Genomic DNA, 16,599 nt, shown 5'->3' with positions numbered 1-16,599 from the left:
GCCATAAGCAAGATCTACCAGCGATAAGCCTTCGCGAGGGCGCTGTGAACCCTTCCCTGGGCGCTACCGACGCCATCCATGGCGTAGGACCCTCGCTGCACCTTATCCCTGGTGCTTCCTGTCCTGGATGTTGAGTTATCGAGCTTCAGTGCAGCTTCAGGCGTGGCTTGAGGAAGCGGTTGAGCCCGTCCACCACCACCATCAGCCCGGTCTTCAGGGTGCCGTGGATGGCGCGCTGGTGCAGGCGATAGAGCGAGGCGTAGAAGAACTTCGCCAGGTGCCCCTCGATGAACAGGCTGCGCGCCGAGGCGCCGCGCATCAGGCTGCCGATGGCGTCGAAGTGCGCCAGCGAGATCAGCGAGCCGCGGTCCCGGTAGACGAAGGCCTTGAGCGGCTTGCCGGCGCGCTGGGCCTGCAGGTTGTGATAGAGCGTGGCAACCTGCTGATGGGCGGCCTGGGCCCGCGGCGGCACCGTGCCGCCGCCCGGCTGCGGGCAGCTGGCGCAGTCGCCCAGGGCGAAGATCCGCGGATCCTCCGTGCTCTGCAGGGTGTCGTGGACCTTGAGGCGGTGATTCTTCTCCGTCGGCAGGCCCAGCGCCGAGAGCAGCGCCGGGGCCTTGATGCCCGCGGCCCAGACGCCGAGGTCGATCGCGATGCGCGCCCCGTCGGCGGTGTGGATCGCCCCGGCCTCCACCCGGGTCACCCGGGTCTCGACATGGATCGCGACGCCGAGGCGCTCCAGCTCCCGATGCACCGCCTCGCTGATGCGCTCCGGCAGCGCCGGCAGCACCCGCGGGGCGGCCTCGATCAGGTGCACCTCGAGCCGGTCGCTCTCCAGGGGGGTGACGCCGTAGCTGTGCAGCATCCGCGAGGCCTCGTGGAGCTCCGCGGCGAGCTCGACCCCGGTGGCGCCGGCGCCGACGATGCCTACCGCCATGCGCGCCGGCCGTTCCAGGCGCGGGTCGTTGTGGCGCAGGAAGGTGTTGAGCATCTGCTGGCGGAAGGCCTCGGCCTGGTGGGGGCTGTCGAGGAAGTGGCAGTGCTCGCCGACCCCGGGGGTGTCGAAGTCGTTGCTGACGCTGCCGAGGGCCAGCACCAGCTGGTCGTAGGCGAGCTCCCGGGCGGGCAGCACCTCGTCGCCGGCCTCGTCGAGCACCGGGGCGAGGGTCAGGGTATGGGCCTCGCGGTCGATGCCGCTCAGGGTGCCGCGCTGGAAGCGGTAGCCGTGCTGGCTCGAGTGCGCCTGGTAGGAGATCTCGTCGAGCCCCGAGTCCAGCGCGCCGGTGGCGACCTCGTGGAGCAGCGGCTTCCAGATGTGGGTGGCGTTGCGATCGACCAGTACGATCTCGGCGCGGCCGCGTCGCCCCAGCTTGTGGCCGAGTCGGGTGACCAGCTCGAGGCCGCCGGCCCCGCCGCCGATCACGACGATTCTTGGCAGGTTCATGTCATTCTCCCCAAAGATTGGAGGCTCCAGCATAGGCCGTCGGCGATTTCCTGCCCATGGCCGCTTGGGCATAATGGGAGCTGACTCAACCGACGAGAGGCGTCATGCACCCCATCCTCCACGACATCCGGCTGGTGACCTTCGACCTGGACGGCACCCTGGTCGACTCCGTGCCGGACCTCGCCGCGGCGGCGGACGCCGCCCTGGCCGAGCTCGGCCTGGCGCCCCAGGGCGAGGCCCGGGTGCGCGACTGGGTCGGCAACGGCTCGCTGACGCTGATGGCCCGCGCGCTGCGGTTCGCAACACAGGCTAGCGAGGTGCCGGGGACTGATGGCAGAGGGGGGCCTATGCCAGGGATGGCATCGGTAGCGCCCAGGGAGGGGTTCACAGCGCCCCCTCGTAGATCAGTCGCCGGAAAAGCCTCGCTCGAGGCCGGTGAAGAAATCGATAAAGTATTGCTAGAGCAGGCCCACACCGCCTTCCTCGACCACTACGGCCGCGCGCCCTGCGCCCGCACCCGGCTCTACTCCGGCGTGCGCGAGTGTCTCGATGCCCTGCGCGAGCGTGGGCTGCCCCTGGCGCTGGTGACCAACAAGCCGAGCGCCTTCATCGCCCCGCTGCTGGAGGCCTTCGGTCTCGAGGGGCATTTCGCGCTCTGCCTGGGCGGCGATAGCCTGCCGGTGAAGAAACCCGACCCGGCGCCGCTCCGGCACGTGGCGGCCCATTTCGACGTGGCGCCGTCGGCCTGCCTGATGGTTGGCGACTCGCGCCACGACATCGAGGCCGGACGCGCCGCGGGCTTTCGCACCCTGGCGGTACCCTACGGCTACAACCACGGCGAGCCGGTGGCGCTGAGCCGCCCGGATGGCACGGTTGAATCGCTCGCGGAACTCGTTTAGGGTGATTTTGATTGGGCTATAATGAGCCTGTTAACGATAGTTATTTGTTATAACGGATCTCGCGATCTCCTCCGATGGACACCCCATGACGCTGGATGCCCCTGCCCGCCGTACTTCCGACCGCCTCCTCTCGCGCCCCGGCCTGATCGGCGGTTGGCGATGGTGACGCTCGCCTGACCGGATGCCCTGCCGGCGTCCCACCCCCCGAACACCAGTGTCTTTCTCTCCACCGCGAGGACCCGGGCATGATGACCCCCGAGCGCTTCCATGAGCTGGCCGACGCCGGCTACAACCGTATTCCGGTCACCCGCGAGGTGCTGGCCGACCTCGACACCCCGCTCTCCACCTACCTGAAGCTGGCCGATGCGCCCTGGACCTTCCTGCTCGAGTCCGTGCAGGGCGGCGAGAAGTGGGGGCGCTACTCGATCATCGGCCTGCCGAGCCGCGAGCGCATCGAGGTGCGCGGCTACACCGTGCGCCACCTCGTCGACGACGAGGAGCGCGGCGCCGTGGAGGTCGAGGATCCCCTGGCGTGGATCGAGCGCTTCCAGGCCCGCTTCCGGGTGCCGCGCCTGGACGACCAGCCGCGCTTCGACGGCGGCCTGGTGGGCTACTTCGGCTACGAGACCATCCGCTACATCGAGCCGCGCCTGCGCGGCCCCCATGTCGATGCCAAGCCTGACCCGCTGGGCGTGCCGGACATCCTGCTGATGGTCTGCGACGACCTGGTGGTGTTCGACAACCTCTCCGGCCGGCTGACCCTCTGGACCCACGCCGACCCCGCCGAGGAGGCCGCCTACGCGCGGGCCGTGGAGCGCCTGGAGCGCCTCGAGCTGCGCCTGCGCAGCGCCACCCACAATACCGTCAGCCCCGGCACCGGCCGGGCGGCGGTGGAGGAGGGCGACTTCACCTCGGGCTTCACCGAGGAGGGCTTCAAGGCGGCGGTGGAGCAGATCAAGGAGTACGTGCTGGCCGGCGACGTCATGCAGTGCGTGCCCTCCCAGCGCATGTCGATCCCCTATCGGGCCGCCCCGCTGGACCTCTATCGCGCCCTGCGCAGCCTCAATCCCTCGCCCTACATGTTCTATCTGAACCTGGGCGACCATCAGGTGGCCGGCTCCTCGCCGGAGATCCTCACTCGCCTGGAGGAGGGCGAGGTGACCGTGCGACCCATCGCCGGCACCCGCAAGCGCGGCCGCGACGAGGCCGAGGACCAGGCGCTGGAGGCCGAGCTGCTGGCCGACCCCAAGGAGCTCGCCGAGCACCTGATGCTGATCGACCTGGGGCGCAACGACGTCGGGCGGATCAGCGAGACCGGCTCGGTCACCGTGACCGACAAGATGGTGGTGGAGCGCTACTCCCACGTGATGCACATCGTCTCCAACGTGGTGGGTCGCCTGAAGCCCGGCCTCTCGGCCATGGACGTGCTGCGCGCCACCTTCCCGGCCGGCACCGTCTCCGGCGCCCCCAAGATCCGCGCGCTGGAGATCATCGACGAGGTGGAGCCGGTCAAGCGCGGCGTCTACTCCGGGGCCGTGGGCTACCTCTCCTGGCACGGTAACATGGATACCGCCATCGCCATTCGCACCGCCGTGATCAAGGATGGCCAGCTGCACGTCCAGGCCGGCGCGGGCATCGTCGCCGACTCGGTGCCGGAGATGGAGTGGCAGGAGACCCTCAACAAGGGCCGTGCCCTGTTCCGCGCCGTCGCCATGGCCGAACGCGGCCTGGACAACCTCGAGTGACCCCTGATTCCTGTCGCCCGGCGCCGGCCGGGCGAGTGCCGGAGAGCGCACCATGTCCGTGCTGATGATCGACAACTACGACAGCTTCACCTTCAACGTGGTCCAGTACCTCGGGGAGCTGGGCGCCGAGGTGGAGACCCACCGCAACGACGCCATCACCCTCGACGAGATCGAGGCCCTCGCGCCGAGCCACCTGGTGATCTCGCCGGGACCCTGTACGCCCGACCAGGCCGGCATCTCCATGGAGGCCATCCGCCGCTTCGCCGGGCGCATCCCGGTGCTCGGCATCTGCCTGGGGCACCAGGCCATCGGCCAGGTCTACGGCGGGCGCGTGGTGCGCGCGCCCCAGGTGATGCACGGCAAGACCTCGCGGATCCGCCACCTCGGCCAGGGCGTGTTCGAGGGCCTCGAGGAACCGCTGGAGGTGACCCGCTATCATTCGCTGGTGGTGGAGCGCGAGAGCCTGCCCGACTGCCTGGAGGTCACCGCCTGGTGCGACGAGGACGACGTCACCCCCGGGCTGATCATGGGGCTCCGTCACCGGGAACTCGACGTCGAGGGCGTGCAGTTCCACCCCGAATCGATCCTCACCCGCCAGGGCCATGAGCTCCTGGCCAACTTCTTGAAGCGTCGCTGAGCCGTGCCCCAGTCAGAGGAGAACAGTCCCATGCAGATGCGAGAGGCCCTCGGCGCGGTGATGCGCCGCGAACACCTGAGCTTCGACCAGACCCACGCCGTGATGCGCCAGATCATGACCGGCGAGGCCAGCGAGCCGCAGATCGCCGCCTTCCTGATGGGCATGGCGATGAAGGGCGAGACCCCCGAGGAGATCAGCGCCGCCGCCCAGGTGATGCGCGAGCTGATGACCCCGGTGCGGCTCTCGGCCGACAACGTCGTCGATATCGTCGGCACCGGCGGCGACGGCGCCAACCTGTTCAATGTCTCCACGGCGGCGAGCTTCGTGGTGGCCGCCGGCGGCGCCCACGTCGCCAAGCACGGCAACCGCGGCGTCTCCTCCTCCTCGGGCAGCGCGGACCTGTTCGCCGTGGCGGGCATTCACCTGGACCTCGATGCCGAGCAGGTCGGGCGCTGCATCGAGCAGGTGGGCGTCGGCTTCATGTTCGCCCCCAACCACCATCCGGCGATGCGCTATGCCGTGGCGCCGCGTCGCGAGATGGGGGTGCGCACCCTGTTCAACATCCTCGGGCCGCTGACCAACCCCGCCGGCGCGCCGAACCAGGTGCTCGGCGTCTATGCCCCCGAGCTCGTGCCGCTGATGGCCGAGGTGCTCAGGCGCCTCGGCAGCGAGCACGTGCTGGTGGTCCACGCCGAGGACGGCCTGGACGAGATCTCCCTGGCCCAGCCGACCCTGGTCGCCGAGCTCAAGGACGGCGAGATCCGGGAGTACACCATCACCCCCGAGCAGTTCGGCATCGAGCGCCAGTCGCTGGACCCGCTGCGCGTCAAGACCGCCGAGGACAGCCTGCGGCTGGTCGAGCAGGCGCTGGTGGGCGAGGGGCCGGCCGCCGACATCGTGGCGCTCAATGCCGGCGCGGCGCTCTATGCCTCCGGGGTCGCCGATACCCTCGAGGAGGGGGTGGCCATGGCCCAGGATGCCCAGGCCTCGAAGCTGCCGCTCGAGAAGCTCAAGGAACTGGCCAACTTCACCCGCGTGTTCAACCAGTGAGTCCCGACATGACCGACGCTTCCGCCCTGCCGACCATCCTCGAGCGCATCCTGTCCCGCAAGGCACAGGAGGTGGCCGAGCGCTCCCGGGCCGTCTCCGAGCAGGAGCTCTTGCGCCTGGCCGCCGAGCAGGACGCCCCCCGCGGCTTCGTCGCCGCGCTGGATCGTGCCATCCGCGCCGGCGACCCGGCGGTGATCGCCGAGATCAAGAAGGCCTCCCCCTCCAAGGGGGTGATGCGCGAGGACTTCCGCCCCGGCGAGATCGCCACGAGCTACGCCGAGGGCGGGGCCGCCTGCCTCTCGGTGCTGACCGACGCCGACTTCTTCCAGGGCCACGAGGACGACCTGATCGAGGCCCGCGGGGCCTGTACGCTGCCGGTGATCCGCAAGGACTTCATCACCCATGGCTATCAGGTCAGCGAGGCGCGGGCCATCGGCGCGGACTGCATCCTGCTGATCGTCGCCGCCCTGGACGACGCCCGGATGGCCGACCTGCACCGCCAGGCCGTCGAGCTCGGCATGGACGTGCTGGTGGAGGTCCACGACGCCCTGGAGCTCGAGCGGGCGCTGGCGCTCGATCTGGCCCTGGTCGGCATCAACAACCGCGACCTGCACACCTTCGACACCCGCCTCGAGACCACCCTGGAGCTGCTGCCGCGCCTCCCCACGGGCGTCACCGTGGTCACCGAGTCCGGCATCCACACCCGCGACGACGTGCTGCGCATGCGCGAGCACGACGTCAACGCCTTCCTGGTGGGCGAGGCCTTCGTCCGAGAGGCCGAGCCCGGCGAGGCGCTGCGCCGGCTCTTCTTCTGATCCCTCGCCTTCACGCGCGAACGACCGCGGGCAGCCCTCGGGCTGCCCGCGGTCGTTGGTGGCCTCCAGCGTCCTAGCGGCGCCAGTCCGGCATCGCCCAGCCGCGCTCCCGGGCGATGGCCGCGAGGGCCGGGTCGGGGTGGATGGCGTGGGCGTGGTCCACCGCCTCGAGCAGCGCCAGGTCGTTGCGCGAGTCCGAGTAGCCCCAGGTGCGTGTCACGGGCCGTCCCGCCAGCCAGGCGTCCAGGGCCGCGAGCTTGCCCTCGCGGAAGGTGCGCGTGCCCGTGGCGCGACCGGTGTAGCGGGGCGTGTCGTCGCCATGGTCGACCTCCAGCGCCGTGGCCAGGGCGCCATCGACGCCGAGCCGCCGGGCCAGGGGCGCCACCAGCTGGGCGGTGGAGGCGGAGATGATCAGGATGCGATGCCCCTGGTGGCGGTGCCAGGCCAGCCGCTCGCGCCCCGCGGGAAAGAGCCGCGGCATCACCAGGGCGTCGAGGCAGGCCTCGACCTCGTCTTCCACCTCGGCCACTGCGCGGCCCGCCAGCGGGGCGAGCAGCAGGTCGAGGTGCGCCTCCATGTCGAGCTCGCCGGCGCCATAGGCGCGCATGTGCGCCTCGAAGGTGGCGCGGTGGGTCTCGGCGTCGTCGATCCAGCCCCGGGCGATCAGCCAGTCGTTCCAGAGCGCGGTGATGTCGCCGTCGAGCAGGGTGTCGTCGAGGTCGAACAGGGCGAGGTTCATGCGCCAAGCTCCTGCACCTCGTCGAGGTCCGCTTGCACGGCCACCGGCGTGCCCTCGGCGAGCTGGGTGCGCACGCTGCGGTTGAGGGTGTCGACGCTGAGCATGAGCCCGTCGAGCTCGATCTCGTAGCGCACGATGTTGCCGAGCAGGCGCTGGCGGCGCACCACCCCCGGCCGGGCAGGCCCCATGTGCGGCGGCGGGTCGCCGCCCAGGGTGCGCCCCTCGACGCTGAGGTAGAGTGCCTCCGGGCGCAGCGCCACCCGCGGTGCCCGGGAGCGATAGCCCAGCAGCGGCTCGGCCCGGGGCGCCTCGAGCAGGTTGTAGTGGCCCATGAAGCCCGCGGCGGCGCCGTCCACGGGGCGGGAGTAGAGGGTCTCGGCGCTCGCCTGCTGCAGGATGCGGCCCTGGTGCATCAGGAACACCCGGTCGGATATCAGCAGCGCCTCCTCCTGGTCGTGGGTGACGAACAGCGTGGTCAGGCCCAGGGCGCGCTGGATCTCGCGGATCTGGTCGCGCAGGTGGCGGCGGATGCGCGCGTCCAGCGCCGAGAGCGGCTCGTCCATCAGCAGGATGCGCGGCTCGACCACCAGCGCCCGGGCCAGGGCCACGCGCTGGCGCTGGCCGCCGGAGAGCTGCTGGGGGTGCTTGTGGGCCTGGTCGGTGAGCTCCACCAGGCGCAGCACCTCCGCGACCCGGCGCCCGCGCTCGCCGGCCTCGACCCGCTGCATGCGCAGGCCGAAGGCGACGTTGCCCGCCACCGTCAGGTTGGGGAAGAGCGCGTAGTGCTGGAAGACCATGCCGACGCCGCGACGCTGGGGCGGCAGATGGGTGATGTCGTCGCCGCCGACGCGGATGCGGCCCCGGTCCAGGGGCGTGAGGCCGGCGATGGCGCGTAGCAGGGTCGACTTGCCGCAGCCCGAGGGGCCGAGCAGGGTGATGAACTCGCCGTGGGCGATGTCGGCCTCGATCTCCTGGAACACCGGGGTGGTGCCGAAGCGCTTGGCCAGCCCGCCGAGGTGCAGGGCGTTGTCGCCGCTGGCGGCGGGCGCATGGGGGGCGAGAGCAGGGGCGGCGTGGCTCATCGAGAGGCCTCCGGGGATGTCGGCTTGGCCTGGCGGGTGCCCAGCCAGGTCAGCACGAGGGTAACGGTGAACAGGGTGATCACTAAAGCGCTGGTGAAGTGGCCGCTGGCGCCGCGCATGTTGTTGAGGTAGACCTGCAGGGTCTCGAAGCGCGTGCCCACCAGCATGTTGGCGAACACGAACTCGCCGACCAGGAACGAGAACGACAGGAAGATGGCGATCTGCACCCCGGCGCGGATATTGGGCAGCACCACCAGGAAGAAGGCGCGGCACGGGCTCGCCCCGAGCAGCTGCGCCGCCTCCATCAGCTCCCCCACGTTCATCGCCCGCAGGCTGTTGGCCAGGGTGCGGTACATGAAGGGCAGGGCGATGGTGACGTAGGTAAGGATCAGGATCCAGGGCGTGCCCACCAGGGGCAGCGGCCCGCCGGCGTAGAGCTGCAGCAGCCCCACCGAGGAGACCACCGGTGGCACCGCGAAGGGCATCAGGATCAGGACGTTCATCCAGTGATCCAGGCGCGGGTAGCGGGTCTGGGCGAGCACCGCCACCGGCAGGATCAGCGCCAGGGAGAGCGCCAGGGCGCCCCCCGCGACCAGCAGCGAGCGGCCGAAGGCGGCCAGGAAGCGCGGCGTGGTCCAGAGCTCCAGGAACCACGCCAGGGTCAGGCCCTCCGGCAGCAGGGTCGCGCCCCAGCGGCTGGCCAGTGCGTAGCCCAGGGTGGCCACCAGCGGCAGGGTGAGCAGCAGCAGTACGCCGGCCAGCACCAGGGTGTAGGGCGAGGGCAGGGAAAGCCGCCGACGTCGCGGGGGGGCGGCCAGGGGCAGCGGTCGGGGCAGGGCGTCAGCATGAGCCATGGGTGTCGCTCCTCGGCAGGATGGCGCGCTGGATCAGGGCTATGCCCACCAGCAGCCCGACCAGCACCAGGGCCAGGGCGCTGGCGAGGTCGGGGCGCAGGAAGAGGTCGCCCGCCACCAGGTTGGCGATGCGGATGGTCATCAGGTTGAAGCTGGTGTTGACCAGCGCGTAGACGGTCGCATAGGCGCCCATGGCGTTGGCGACCAGCACCGTGAAGGTGCTGAGCAGGGCCGGGCGCAGCACCGGCAGCCCCACGTGGCGCCAGTAGGCCAGCCGCCCCGCGCCGAGCAGGCTGGCGGCCTCCCGCCACTCGGCCTTGAGCCCGGCGAAGGCGGGGAACAGCAGCAGGATGCCCAGCGGGATCTGGAACCAGGTGTAGACCACGATCAGCCCGCCCGTGGAGTAGAGGCGGATCTCCTCGACGATGCCAAGGCGCTGCAGCGCCAGGGTCAGCACGCCGTTGGCGCCCATCAGGATGATGAAGGCGAAGGCCAGGGGCACGCCGGCGAAGTTCGAGGTCATGTTGGTGAACGAGATCATCACCCGACGCAGGCGGGCGTTCGCGCGCGTCATCGCCTGGCAGGCCAGGGTGGCGACGGCGAGCCCCAGGGCGCTGGAGACCAGGGAGATCTCGAGGCTGCGCCAGATCGCCTGGCGAAAGAACGGTGAGGCGGCGATCTCGCGGAAGTGGTCCAGCCCCCAGCCGTCGTCGACCCGGAAGGCGCTCACGGCCACCCACAGCATGGGCGCGACCTGGAAGGCGAAGAACGCCAGGGCGAAGGGGGCGAGCCCCAGCCAGGCGGGGAGTCGCGCGGCCCTCATGCCGGCACCTCGGGCTCGGCCAGCAGCTCTGCCTGGGCCGGCTTGGCGTGATCGAGGCCCAGCAGCGTGGCCAGGGTGCCGCACAGCCGGGTCTGCTCGAGGCGCTCCACCGGACGCTGGGCGAAGGCCTCGCCGAAGGTCCAGAGCGGCACGCGGCGCTCCTCGGCGAGGGTGCCGGAGTGGGAGCGGTCGGCGTTCATGCCGTGATCGGCGGTGACCATCACCTGGTAGCCCGCGGCGAGCCAGCCGGGCAGGTAGTCGGCCAGGGCGATATCGGCGTGGCGGGCGGCGTTGCGATACTGGGGAGAGTCGCCGCCGTGACGGTGGCCGGTGTCGTCGATGTTCATGCTGTGCACCAGCAGGAAGTCCGGGTCGTGGCGGCGGCGCAGCGCTTCGGCGTCGCTGAACAGGTGATCGTCGGGGTAGTGGTCCTGCCAGTAGAAGAGCCCGGCGTGGATCGCCGTCTCGGGATCCTCGTGGAAGCGATGGCGGGTGCGATCGAAGGGCGCGGCGAGGTAGAGCTCGCTGATCCAGTGGTAGGCGGCGGCCGCGGTGGCGCGCCCCTGGGCGGCGGCCAGGTCGAAGAGGCTTTGGCCGGTGGAGCGGCGCACCACCTGGTTGTGGACCACGCCGGAATCCACCGGCCGGTCGCCGGTGAGCAGGCACTCGTAGAGCGGCCGCGACATGGCGGGCAGCTCGCAGTCCAGGGAGTGGTAGTGGCCGCGGCCGGCCTCGCACAGGGCGTGCAGGTGGCCCATGGCGTGCTGGCCGACGGCATGGTTGAGGCCGTCGAGGACGACCAGGATCACGCGGTGTGACATGGAAGACTCCAGGCCGCTTCCCCTCGGGGAAGCGGCGATGGGAATAACGGGAGGCGTGTAGAGGGATCGGATGAGCGCCGGGGACAAGGCGGAGCGAGGGTCTTTTGCTCATGGACGGCAAAAGTAGCGCCCAGGGAAGGGTTCACAGCGCCCTCGCGTTGGTCCGGCACTCCGGGGCTTGTCGCCGGAGTGTTCATCGATGTCAGATGCCGATGGTTGCTCTCACTGCTGGTGGATCAGCACCTGGGACTGCCACTGGCGGGGCAGCTCGCGGGCGCTCTGCTCCCAGGCGGCGAAGTCCTGGACCGGACGGGCGTTGGCGTACTGGGCGTTGGGCAGCAGCTTGGCGGCGGTCGCCTCTGGCAGGGTCAGGTGCTCGGCGCGGATCGGGCGGGCGTAGCCTTCGGCCAGGTTGATCTGGCCCGCGTCGGAGAGGATGTACTCCCGGGCCAGCTTGGCGGCGTTGGGGTGGGCGGCGTGGCGATTGATGATGGTGGCGTAGCCGGAGGTCACCGATGCGTCCGAGGGGATCACCACCTCGAAGGCGTCGCGGTCGATCCGGTCGCGGTAGTTCAGGGCGTTGAAGTCCCACAGCAGGGCCACTTCCACTTCGCCCTTCTCCAGGTTGGCGATGGACACGTCGGCCAGCGACAGGCGCCCCTGCTCGGCCAGCTCGGCGAAGACCGCGAGGCCAGGGGCCAGGTCGCCCTCGCTGCCGCCGTTGGCGAAGGCGGCCGCCAGCACGGCGTTGTTGGCCTGGGAGGCCTGGCCCACGGCGCCCACCGAAACCGAATAGTCGCCCTCGGCGAGATCGGCGAAGCTCGTCGGGCGCTCTCCCTCGGGCACCTGCGCCTTGTTGATCATCATCGCGATGGTGCCGGTGTAGCCGAGCATCCAGTGGCCGTCCTCATCCTTGGCCCAGTCGGGGATCTCGTCCCAGGTGGTGGGCTTGTAGGGCTGGGTCACGCCCTGCTGGACGGCGATGGGGCCGAAGGCGAAGCCCACGTCGCCGATGTCGGCGGTGGCGTTCTCGCCCTCGGCCTTGAACTTGGCGACCTCCTCGGCGGAGCTCATGTCAGTGTCGCTGTGCGCCAGGCCGTAGTGGGTCTCGAGGTCGGCCCAGGTGTCCTGCCAGTTGGCCCAGGTGTCGGGCATGCCGACGCTGTCGACGCGGCCTTCCTGCTGGGCGGCGGCGACCAGCGCCTCGAGGGAGGCGTCGGCCGAGGAAGTGGCCTCGGAGGTGGCCTGGGCGGTGAGGCCGAAGCCCAGCAGGGAGGTCGCGGCCAGGGCGGCGGTCAGGCGGGAGCGCTTCGGGGTGGCGAGCATGACGAATCTCCGGAATGGGGGCGGTGGGTCGTGTCGGCGCCGTGACGCAGCCTGTCATCTGGTCTAGATCAGCTCCCGACGCGATGCACTCTAGGTGGCCGGGATGACAGCGCGGTGTCAGTGGCATGGCAGTTATGCGGCAGGCCTCTCCCGGCGTTTTCCCGGGCGTCGAAGGGAAGGGCGTCACCGTCGTGTCATGACGCCTGCACTAGACTGGGAGATGTCGTCGCGGGTCGTTCGACTGGTCTAGATCAGTTCCGCCGCTCGCTCTCCTTGCTGCCGGCCGCCGAGAACGCCTTGAATCCCGTGTCCCCCGTGTCTGTTGCCGCCCCCGACGCCGATGCGCTTCGGGCGTCGCTCCCCGACGAGTCCTCCCTACGAACCTCGCTGCTGGCGCTGATCGCCTCGGCCGACCGGCGCGGCGATCGACGCCTGCCCGCCGAGCGCGAGATGATGGCGCGGCTCGCCACCACCCGGATCACCCTGCGCGAGGCGCTCGTCCAGCTGGAGGCCGAGGGACGCATCTATCGCGAGAACCGCCGCGGCTGGTTCGTCTCGCCGCCGCGCCTGCGCTATGACCTGCTGGCGTGCCTGCCCTTCCACGACATGGTGCAGTCCCAGCAGCGGCGGGCGCAGACCCGGCTGCTCGACGCCGAGGAGATCGCCGCCCCCGACGAGGTGGCGCGGCGCCTGGGGCTCGCGAGCGGCGAGCGCCTCTATCGCATCACCAGGGCGCGGCTGGTGGACGAGCGGCGGGTGCTCTACGTCGAGCACCACCTGCGCCCCGACTGCTTCCCCGGCATCCTCGCCTTCGATCTCGCCCGGGAGTCGCTGACCGATCTCTACCGTCGCCACTACGGCCTGCGCGTGGCCCGGGTCAGCTACGCGCTCTCGACCACCGTGCTGCCCGAGGCGGCCGCCCGGGCGCTCAACGCCGTGCGCGGCAGCCCGGCGCAGCGCATCACCCGGATCAACCACGACCAGAACGGCCGGGCCGTCGACTGCGACGAGGAGTACTGGCGCCACGATGCCATCGACCTCACCCTCACCGCCGCCCCGCAGGGCGGCGGCTAGGAGAGCATCGCCGGCGTGACATCCGGGAGGGGGGTGTGGCTCAGCGCTGCCGGAGCCAGCCCAGCAGGGCCTGCAGCGGGTGCGGCAGGGCCTGGTCGGAGAAGCGTCTCACCTGGCTGCGGCAGGAGTAGCCGGTGGCGAGCAGCCGGCCGGCGTTGGCCTCGTCCTCCACTCGGGGCTGCCAGGACTGGGCGTAGATGGCCCGGGAGGTCTCGAGGTTGCGCGCCTCGTGGCCGTAGGTGCCGGACATGCCGCAGCAGCCGGTCGCGAGCAGCTCGAGCTCCAGGCCGAAGGCGGCGAAGAGCTGCTGCCAGGCCCTGGGGCTGCCCGGGGCGTTGGTCTTCTCGGTGCAGTGGGAGAGCAGCCGAAAGCCGGGGTCCTCGCCCTCGCCCGGGGCGGCGCCGCGCGCCAGGTGCGGCGCCTGGGTCACCAGCCACTCCTGAAGCATCAGCACCTCGGGCACCGCCTCCGGGCCCAGCGCCTTCACGTACTCCTGGCGGTAGGTCAGCGTCATCGCCGGGTCGATGCCGACCAGAGGCACCCCGGCCTCGGCCAGCGTCGTCAGCCGCCGGGCCTGCTTCTCGGCGGTGCGCGCGAAGGCGCCCTGGAAACCCTGGACGTCCAGCGGCTTGCCGTTGGGCGAGAAGGGCGCCACGAAGACCCGCACGTCGAGCCGCGAGAGCAGCTCGACGACGTCCATGACCAGCCGCGCCTCGAAGTGGCTGGTGAAGGCGTCCTGGACGAGCACCACGCTCCTGGCCTTCTGGGCCTCGGTGAGCAGGCCCAGCGAGGTGGGCGTGGCCGGTGCCACGCCCCAGGCGGCAAGCTGCTTCTTCAGGCTCGCCCGGGAGAGCCGGGGGCTGTCCACCAGGCCGACGGGGCCCGACAGCAGGCGGTCGACCCAGCGGTTGTCCAGGGCGGCGTTGTAGAGCGGGGCGATGCGCGAGAGGGTGGGCAGCAGGAACTCCATGCCACCGACCAGGTAGTCGCGCACCGGGCGCAGGTAGCGGCCATGGTAGGCCGCGAGGAAGCGCGAGCGGGAGTCCGGCACGTTGACCTTGACCGGGCACTGGCCGGCGCAGGACTTGCAGGCGAGACACCCCGCCATGGCGTCGTAGACCTGGTGGGAGAAGTCCGCCTCGCGGTCGCGGCGCCAGGTGTTGAGGGCGCGACGCGGCAGGCGCCTGACGAAGCCCCAGGCGCCCTCGGTGCGCTGGCGGCGTGACTCCTCGACGAGGTCGACGCCCGCCTCGCCCTGCAGGCGCAGCCATTCGCGGATCAGGCTGGCGCGCCCCTTGGGCGAGTGGACCCGGTCCCGGGTGGCCTTCCAGGAGGGGCACATGGCGTCGTCGGGGTCGTAGTTGTAGCAGGCGCCGTTGCCGTTGCAGTAGACGGTGGCGGCATGGGCCTGCCAGGCCCGCTCGTCGATGGTGCGATCGAGCTGGCCCCGGGTGGGCACGCCGTCGATGGCCAGCAGGCCGGGGTCGACGAACTTGACCGCCTGCTCCTCGGCGCTGTCGGTCGGACGGTCGTCGGCCTGTCCTGGAGCCTCGGACGGGAAAGCCCTACCCGCGTCTTCGGGTGGGATAGACAGCGGCGTGGCGATCTTGCCGGGATTGAGCTGGTTATGGGGGTCGAAGGCCGCCTTGACCCGCTGCAGGCTCGGGTAGAGCTCGCCGAAGAAGGCCGGCGCGTACTCCGAGCGCACGCCCTTGCCGTGCTCACCCCACAGCAGGCCGCCGTACTTCCGGGTCAGCGCGGCCACCTCGTCGGAGACCTCGCGGATCAGCCGAGCCTGCTCGGGATCCTTCATGTCGATGGCCGGGCGCACGTGGAGCACACCGGCATCCACGTGGCCGAACATGCCGTAGGCGAGCCCCCGGGCGTCGAGGGCGGCGCGGAACTCCGCGATGAAGTCCGCCAGGTGCTCCGGCGGCACCGCGGTGTCCTCGACGAAGGGGATCGGGCGCTTCTCGCCCTTGGCATTGCCCAGCAGGCCCACGGCGCGCTTGCGCATGGCGTAGACCCGCTGGATCCGGGCGCGGCCCTCGGCCAGGGTGAAGCCGAGGCGCTCGACGCTCGCGTCGCTCTCCAGGTGGCGGCAGAAGGCCTCGACCCGCCGGGCGAGCCGCTCGGGGTCATCGTCGTTGAACTCGACCAGGTTGATGCCACGCACCGGCGTGTCGCCCGCCGGGAAGAACTCGGCGACGCTGTCCCAGACGAAGTCCTCCATGGCGAGCAGCAGCACGGTGTCGTCCACCGTCTCGATGGAGGTGGGCGCGGGCTCCCCGCCCATCAGCGCCTTGGCATCGCGCAGCGCGTCCATGAAGCCCGCATAGCGCACGTTGACCAGGGTCGAGTGCTGGGGGATCGGCAGCACGTTGAGCACCGCCTCGTCGAGCAGGCCGAGGGAGCCCTCCGAGCCGCACAGCAGGCTGTTGAGGTCGAGCCTGCCCTCCGCCGTCCTCAGGTGCGCCAGGTCGTAGCCGGTCAGGCAGCGGTTCAGCGGCGGGAAGACGGCCTCGATGCGCTCGCGCTGGGTGTCGATGATCTCCCGGGCGGTGCGGTAGGCGGTGCCGGTGACGTCGTCGCGCTCGCACAGCGGCGCGAGCTCCTCATCGGCCAGCGGGCGGCTGACCAGGCGCTCGCCGCCGAGCAGCACCGTCGAAAGCTCGAGCACGTGGTCGCGGGTCTTGCCGTACTCGCAGCTGCCCTGGCCGCTGGCGTCGGTCGAGATCATGCCGCCGATGGTGGCGCGGTTGGAGGTGGAGAGGTCCGGGGCGAAGAAGAGCCCGTGGGGCTTCAAGGCGGCGTTGAGCTGGTCCTTGACCACCCCGGCCTGGACGCGGACCCGGCGGTTCTCGACGTCGATGTCGAGGATGGCGTTCATGTGCCGCGAGACGTCGACCACCAGGCCGTCGGTGAGCGACTGGCCGTTGGTGCCGGTGCCGCCGCCGCGCGGGGTGAGCACCACCTCGCGATGTTCCTCGCGTCCGGCCAGGCGGGCGATGCGCTCGAGGTCCGCGCCGTGCCTCGGGCTCAGCACGGCCTGGGGCAGGCGCTGGTAGATGGAGTTGTCGGTGGCGAGCACCGTGCGGGCGGCGTAGTCCGGCGTGATCTCGCCCTCGAAGCCCTCGGCTTTGAGCGCCTCGAGGAAGCGCAGGTAGCGGGCGTCGAGGCCCGGCAGGGTGCTGGCGTCAGCGGTGTCCAAGCGTGCGATCATGGCGTTCTGTTTAGTGGTGGCGCCGCCCTGGCGGGCCAGGGCAGGGGGAAGGGGTGGAGCTACTCTA

The 16,599-nt window shown here is 70.8% G+C and carries 14 protein-coding genes; 6 read left to right on the top strand and 8 right to left on the bottom strand.

Annotated elements, in window-relative coordinates; genetic code table 11:
- Positions 1 to 145: 145 nt before the first annotated feature.
- Positions 146 to 1,444: an NAD(P)/FAD-dependent oxidoreductase gene (locus FIU83_RS12560; protein ID WP_152484352.1), complete on the bottom strand. Its 1,299-nt coding sequence runs from the start codon at positions 1,442 to 1,444 to the stop codon at positions 146 to 148.
- Between the two features lie 104 nt (positions 1,445 to 1,548).
- Here FIU83_RS12560 and gph point away from each other — a divergent pair, with 104 nt between their 5' ends.
- From gph to trpC, 5 genes are all read left to right on the top strand, one after another.
- A complete protein-coding gene (gene gph, locus FIU83_RS12555) occupies positions 1,549 to 2,343 on the top strand; it encodes a phosphoglycolate phosphatase (RefSeq protein WP_152484351.1) in 795 nt (264 codons plus the stop codon).
- A 248-nt stretch (positions 2,344 to 2,591) separates the two neighbouring features.
- Positions 2,592 to 4,088 carry an anthranilate synthase component I gene (gene trpE / locus FIU83_RS12550; RefSeq protein WP_152485359.1) on the top strand — a complete coding sequence of 499 codons (1,497 nt, stop codon included), beginning with the start codon at positions 2,592 to 2,594 and terminating at the stop codon, positions 4,086 to 4,088.
- Positions 4,089 to 4,140: 52 nt separating this feature from the next.
- On the top strand, positions 4,141 to 4,725 hold the full coding sequence (locus FIU83_RS12545) for an aminodeoxychorismate/anthranilate synthase component II (protein ID WP_152484350.1): 585 nt from the start codon (positions 4,141 to 4,143) through the stop codon (positions 4,723 to 4,725).
- Positions 4,726 to 4,755: 30 nt separating this feature from the next.
- The gene (trpD, locus tag FIU83_RS12540) at positions 4,756 to 5,775 is read left to right on the top strand and encodes an anthranilate phosphoribosyltransferase (RefSeq protein WP_152484349.1); all 1,020 of its coding nucleotides are present in this window, start codon (positions 4,756 to 4,758) and stop codon (positions 5,773 to 5,775) included.
- Positions 5,776 to 5,783: 8 nt separating this feature from the next.
- On the top strand, positions 5,784 to 6,590 hold the full coding sequence (trpC, locus tag FIU83_RS12535; protein WP_152484348.1) for an indole-3-glycerol phosphate synthase TrpC: 807 nt from the start codon (positions 5,784 to 5,786) through the stop codon (positions 6,588 to 6,590).
- A gap of 73 nt (positions 6,591 to 6,663) precedes the next feature.
- Here trpC and FIU83_RS12530 read toward each other — a convergent pair whose 3' ends face one another.
- The 6 genes from FIU83_RS12530 to FIU83_RS12505 form a co-directional block, all read right to left on the bottom strand.
- Positions 6,664 to 7,329, bottom strand: coding sequence for an HAD family phosphatase (locus FIU83_RS12530; protein WP_152484347.1), 666 nt, complete (start codon positions 7,327 to 7,329; stop codon positions 6,664 to 6,666).
- Positions 7,326 to 8,411, bottom strand: a complete 1,086-nt coding sequence (locus tag FIU83_RS12525) for an ABC transporter ATP-binding protein (RefSeq protein ID WP_152484346.1) — start codon at positions 8,409 to 8,411, stop codon at positions 7,326 to 7,328. The genes FIU83_RS12530 and FIU83_RS12525 overlap by 4 nt, the downstream gene beginning before the upstream one ends.
- On the bottom strand, positions 8,408 to 9,265 hold the full coding sequence (locus FIU83_RS12520) for an ABC transporter permease (protein WP_152484345.1): 858 nt from the start codon (positions 9,263 to 9,265) through the stop codon (positions 8,408 to 8,410). The genes FIU83_RS12525 and FIU83_RS12520 overlap by 4 nt, the downstream gene beginning before the upstream one ends.
- Positions 9,252 to 10,088 carry an ABC transporter permease subunit gene (locus FIU83_RS12515; RefSeq protein WP_152484344.1) on the bottom strand — a complete coding sequence of 279 codons (837 nt, stop codon included), beginning with the start codon at positions 10,086 to 10,088 and terminating at the stop codon, positions 9,252 to 9,254. The genes FIU83_RS12520 and FIU83_RS12515 overlap by 14 nt, the downstream gene beginning before the upstream one ends.
- On the bottom strand, positions 10,085 to 10,909 hold the full coding sequence (locus tag FIU83_RS12510) for an alkaline phosphatase family protein (RefSeq protein ID WP_152484343.1): 825 nt from the start codon (positions 10,907 to 10,909) through the stop codon (positions 10,085 to 10,087). Before FIU83_RS12510 ends, FIU83_RS12515 begins: the two co-directional genes overlap by 4 nt.
- Positions 10,910 to 11,131: 222 nt before the next feature.
- Positions 11,132 to 12,235: an ABC transporter substrate-binding protein gene (locus tag FIU83_RS12505; RefSeq protein ID WP_152484342.1), complete on the bottom strand. Its 1,104-nt coding sequence runs from the start codon at positions 12,233 to 12,235 to the stop codon at positions 11,132 to 11,134.
- A gap of 315 nt (positions 12,236 to 12,550) precedes the next feature.
- On the opposite strand from FIU83_RS12505, the gene FIU83_RS12500 reads away from it, so the two are divergent.
- Positions 12,551 to 13,309, top strand: a complete 759-nt coding sequence (locus FIU83_RS12500; RefSeq protein ID WP_152484341.1) for a UTRA domain-containing protein — start codon at positions 12,551 to 12,553, stop codon at positions 13,307 to 13,309.
- 40 nt (positions 13,310 to 13,349) lie between these two features.
- On the opposite strand, the gene FIU83_RS12495 is transcribed toward FIU83_RS12500, so the two are convergent.
- Complete coding sequence (locus tag FIU83_RS12495; RefSeq protein ID WP_152484340.1) at positions 13,350 to 16,532, bottom strand: FAD-binding and (Fe-S)-binding domain-containing protein; 3,183 nt, start codon at positions 16,530 to 16,532, stop codon at positions 13,350 to 13,352.
- Positions 16,533 to 16,599 lie beyond the last annotated feature (67 nt).

It is taken from the genome of Halomonas sp. THAF5a, assembly GCF_009363755.1.
Classification (GTDB): Bacteria; Pseudomonadota; Gammaproteobacteria; order Pseudomonadales; family Halomonadaceae; genus Halomonas.
This window is presented reverse-complemented; position numbering and strand designations above follow the sequence as displayed.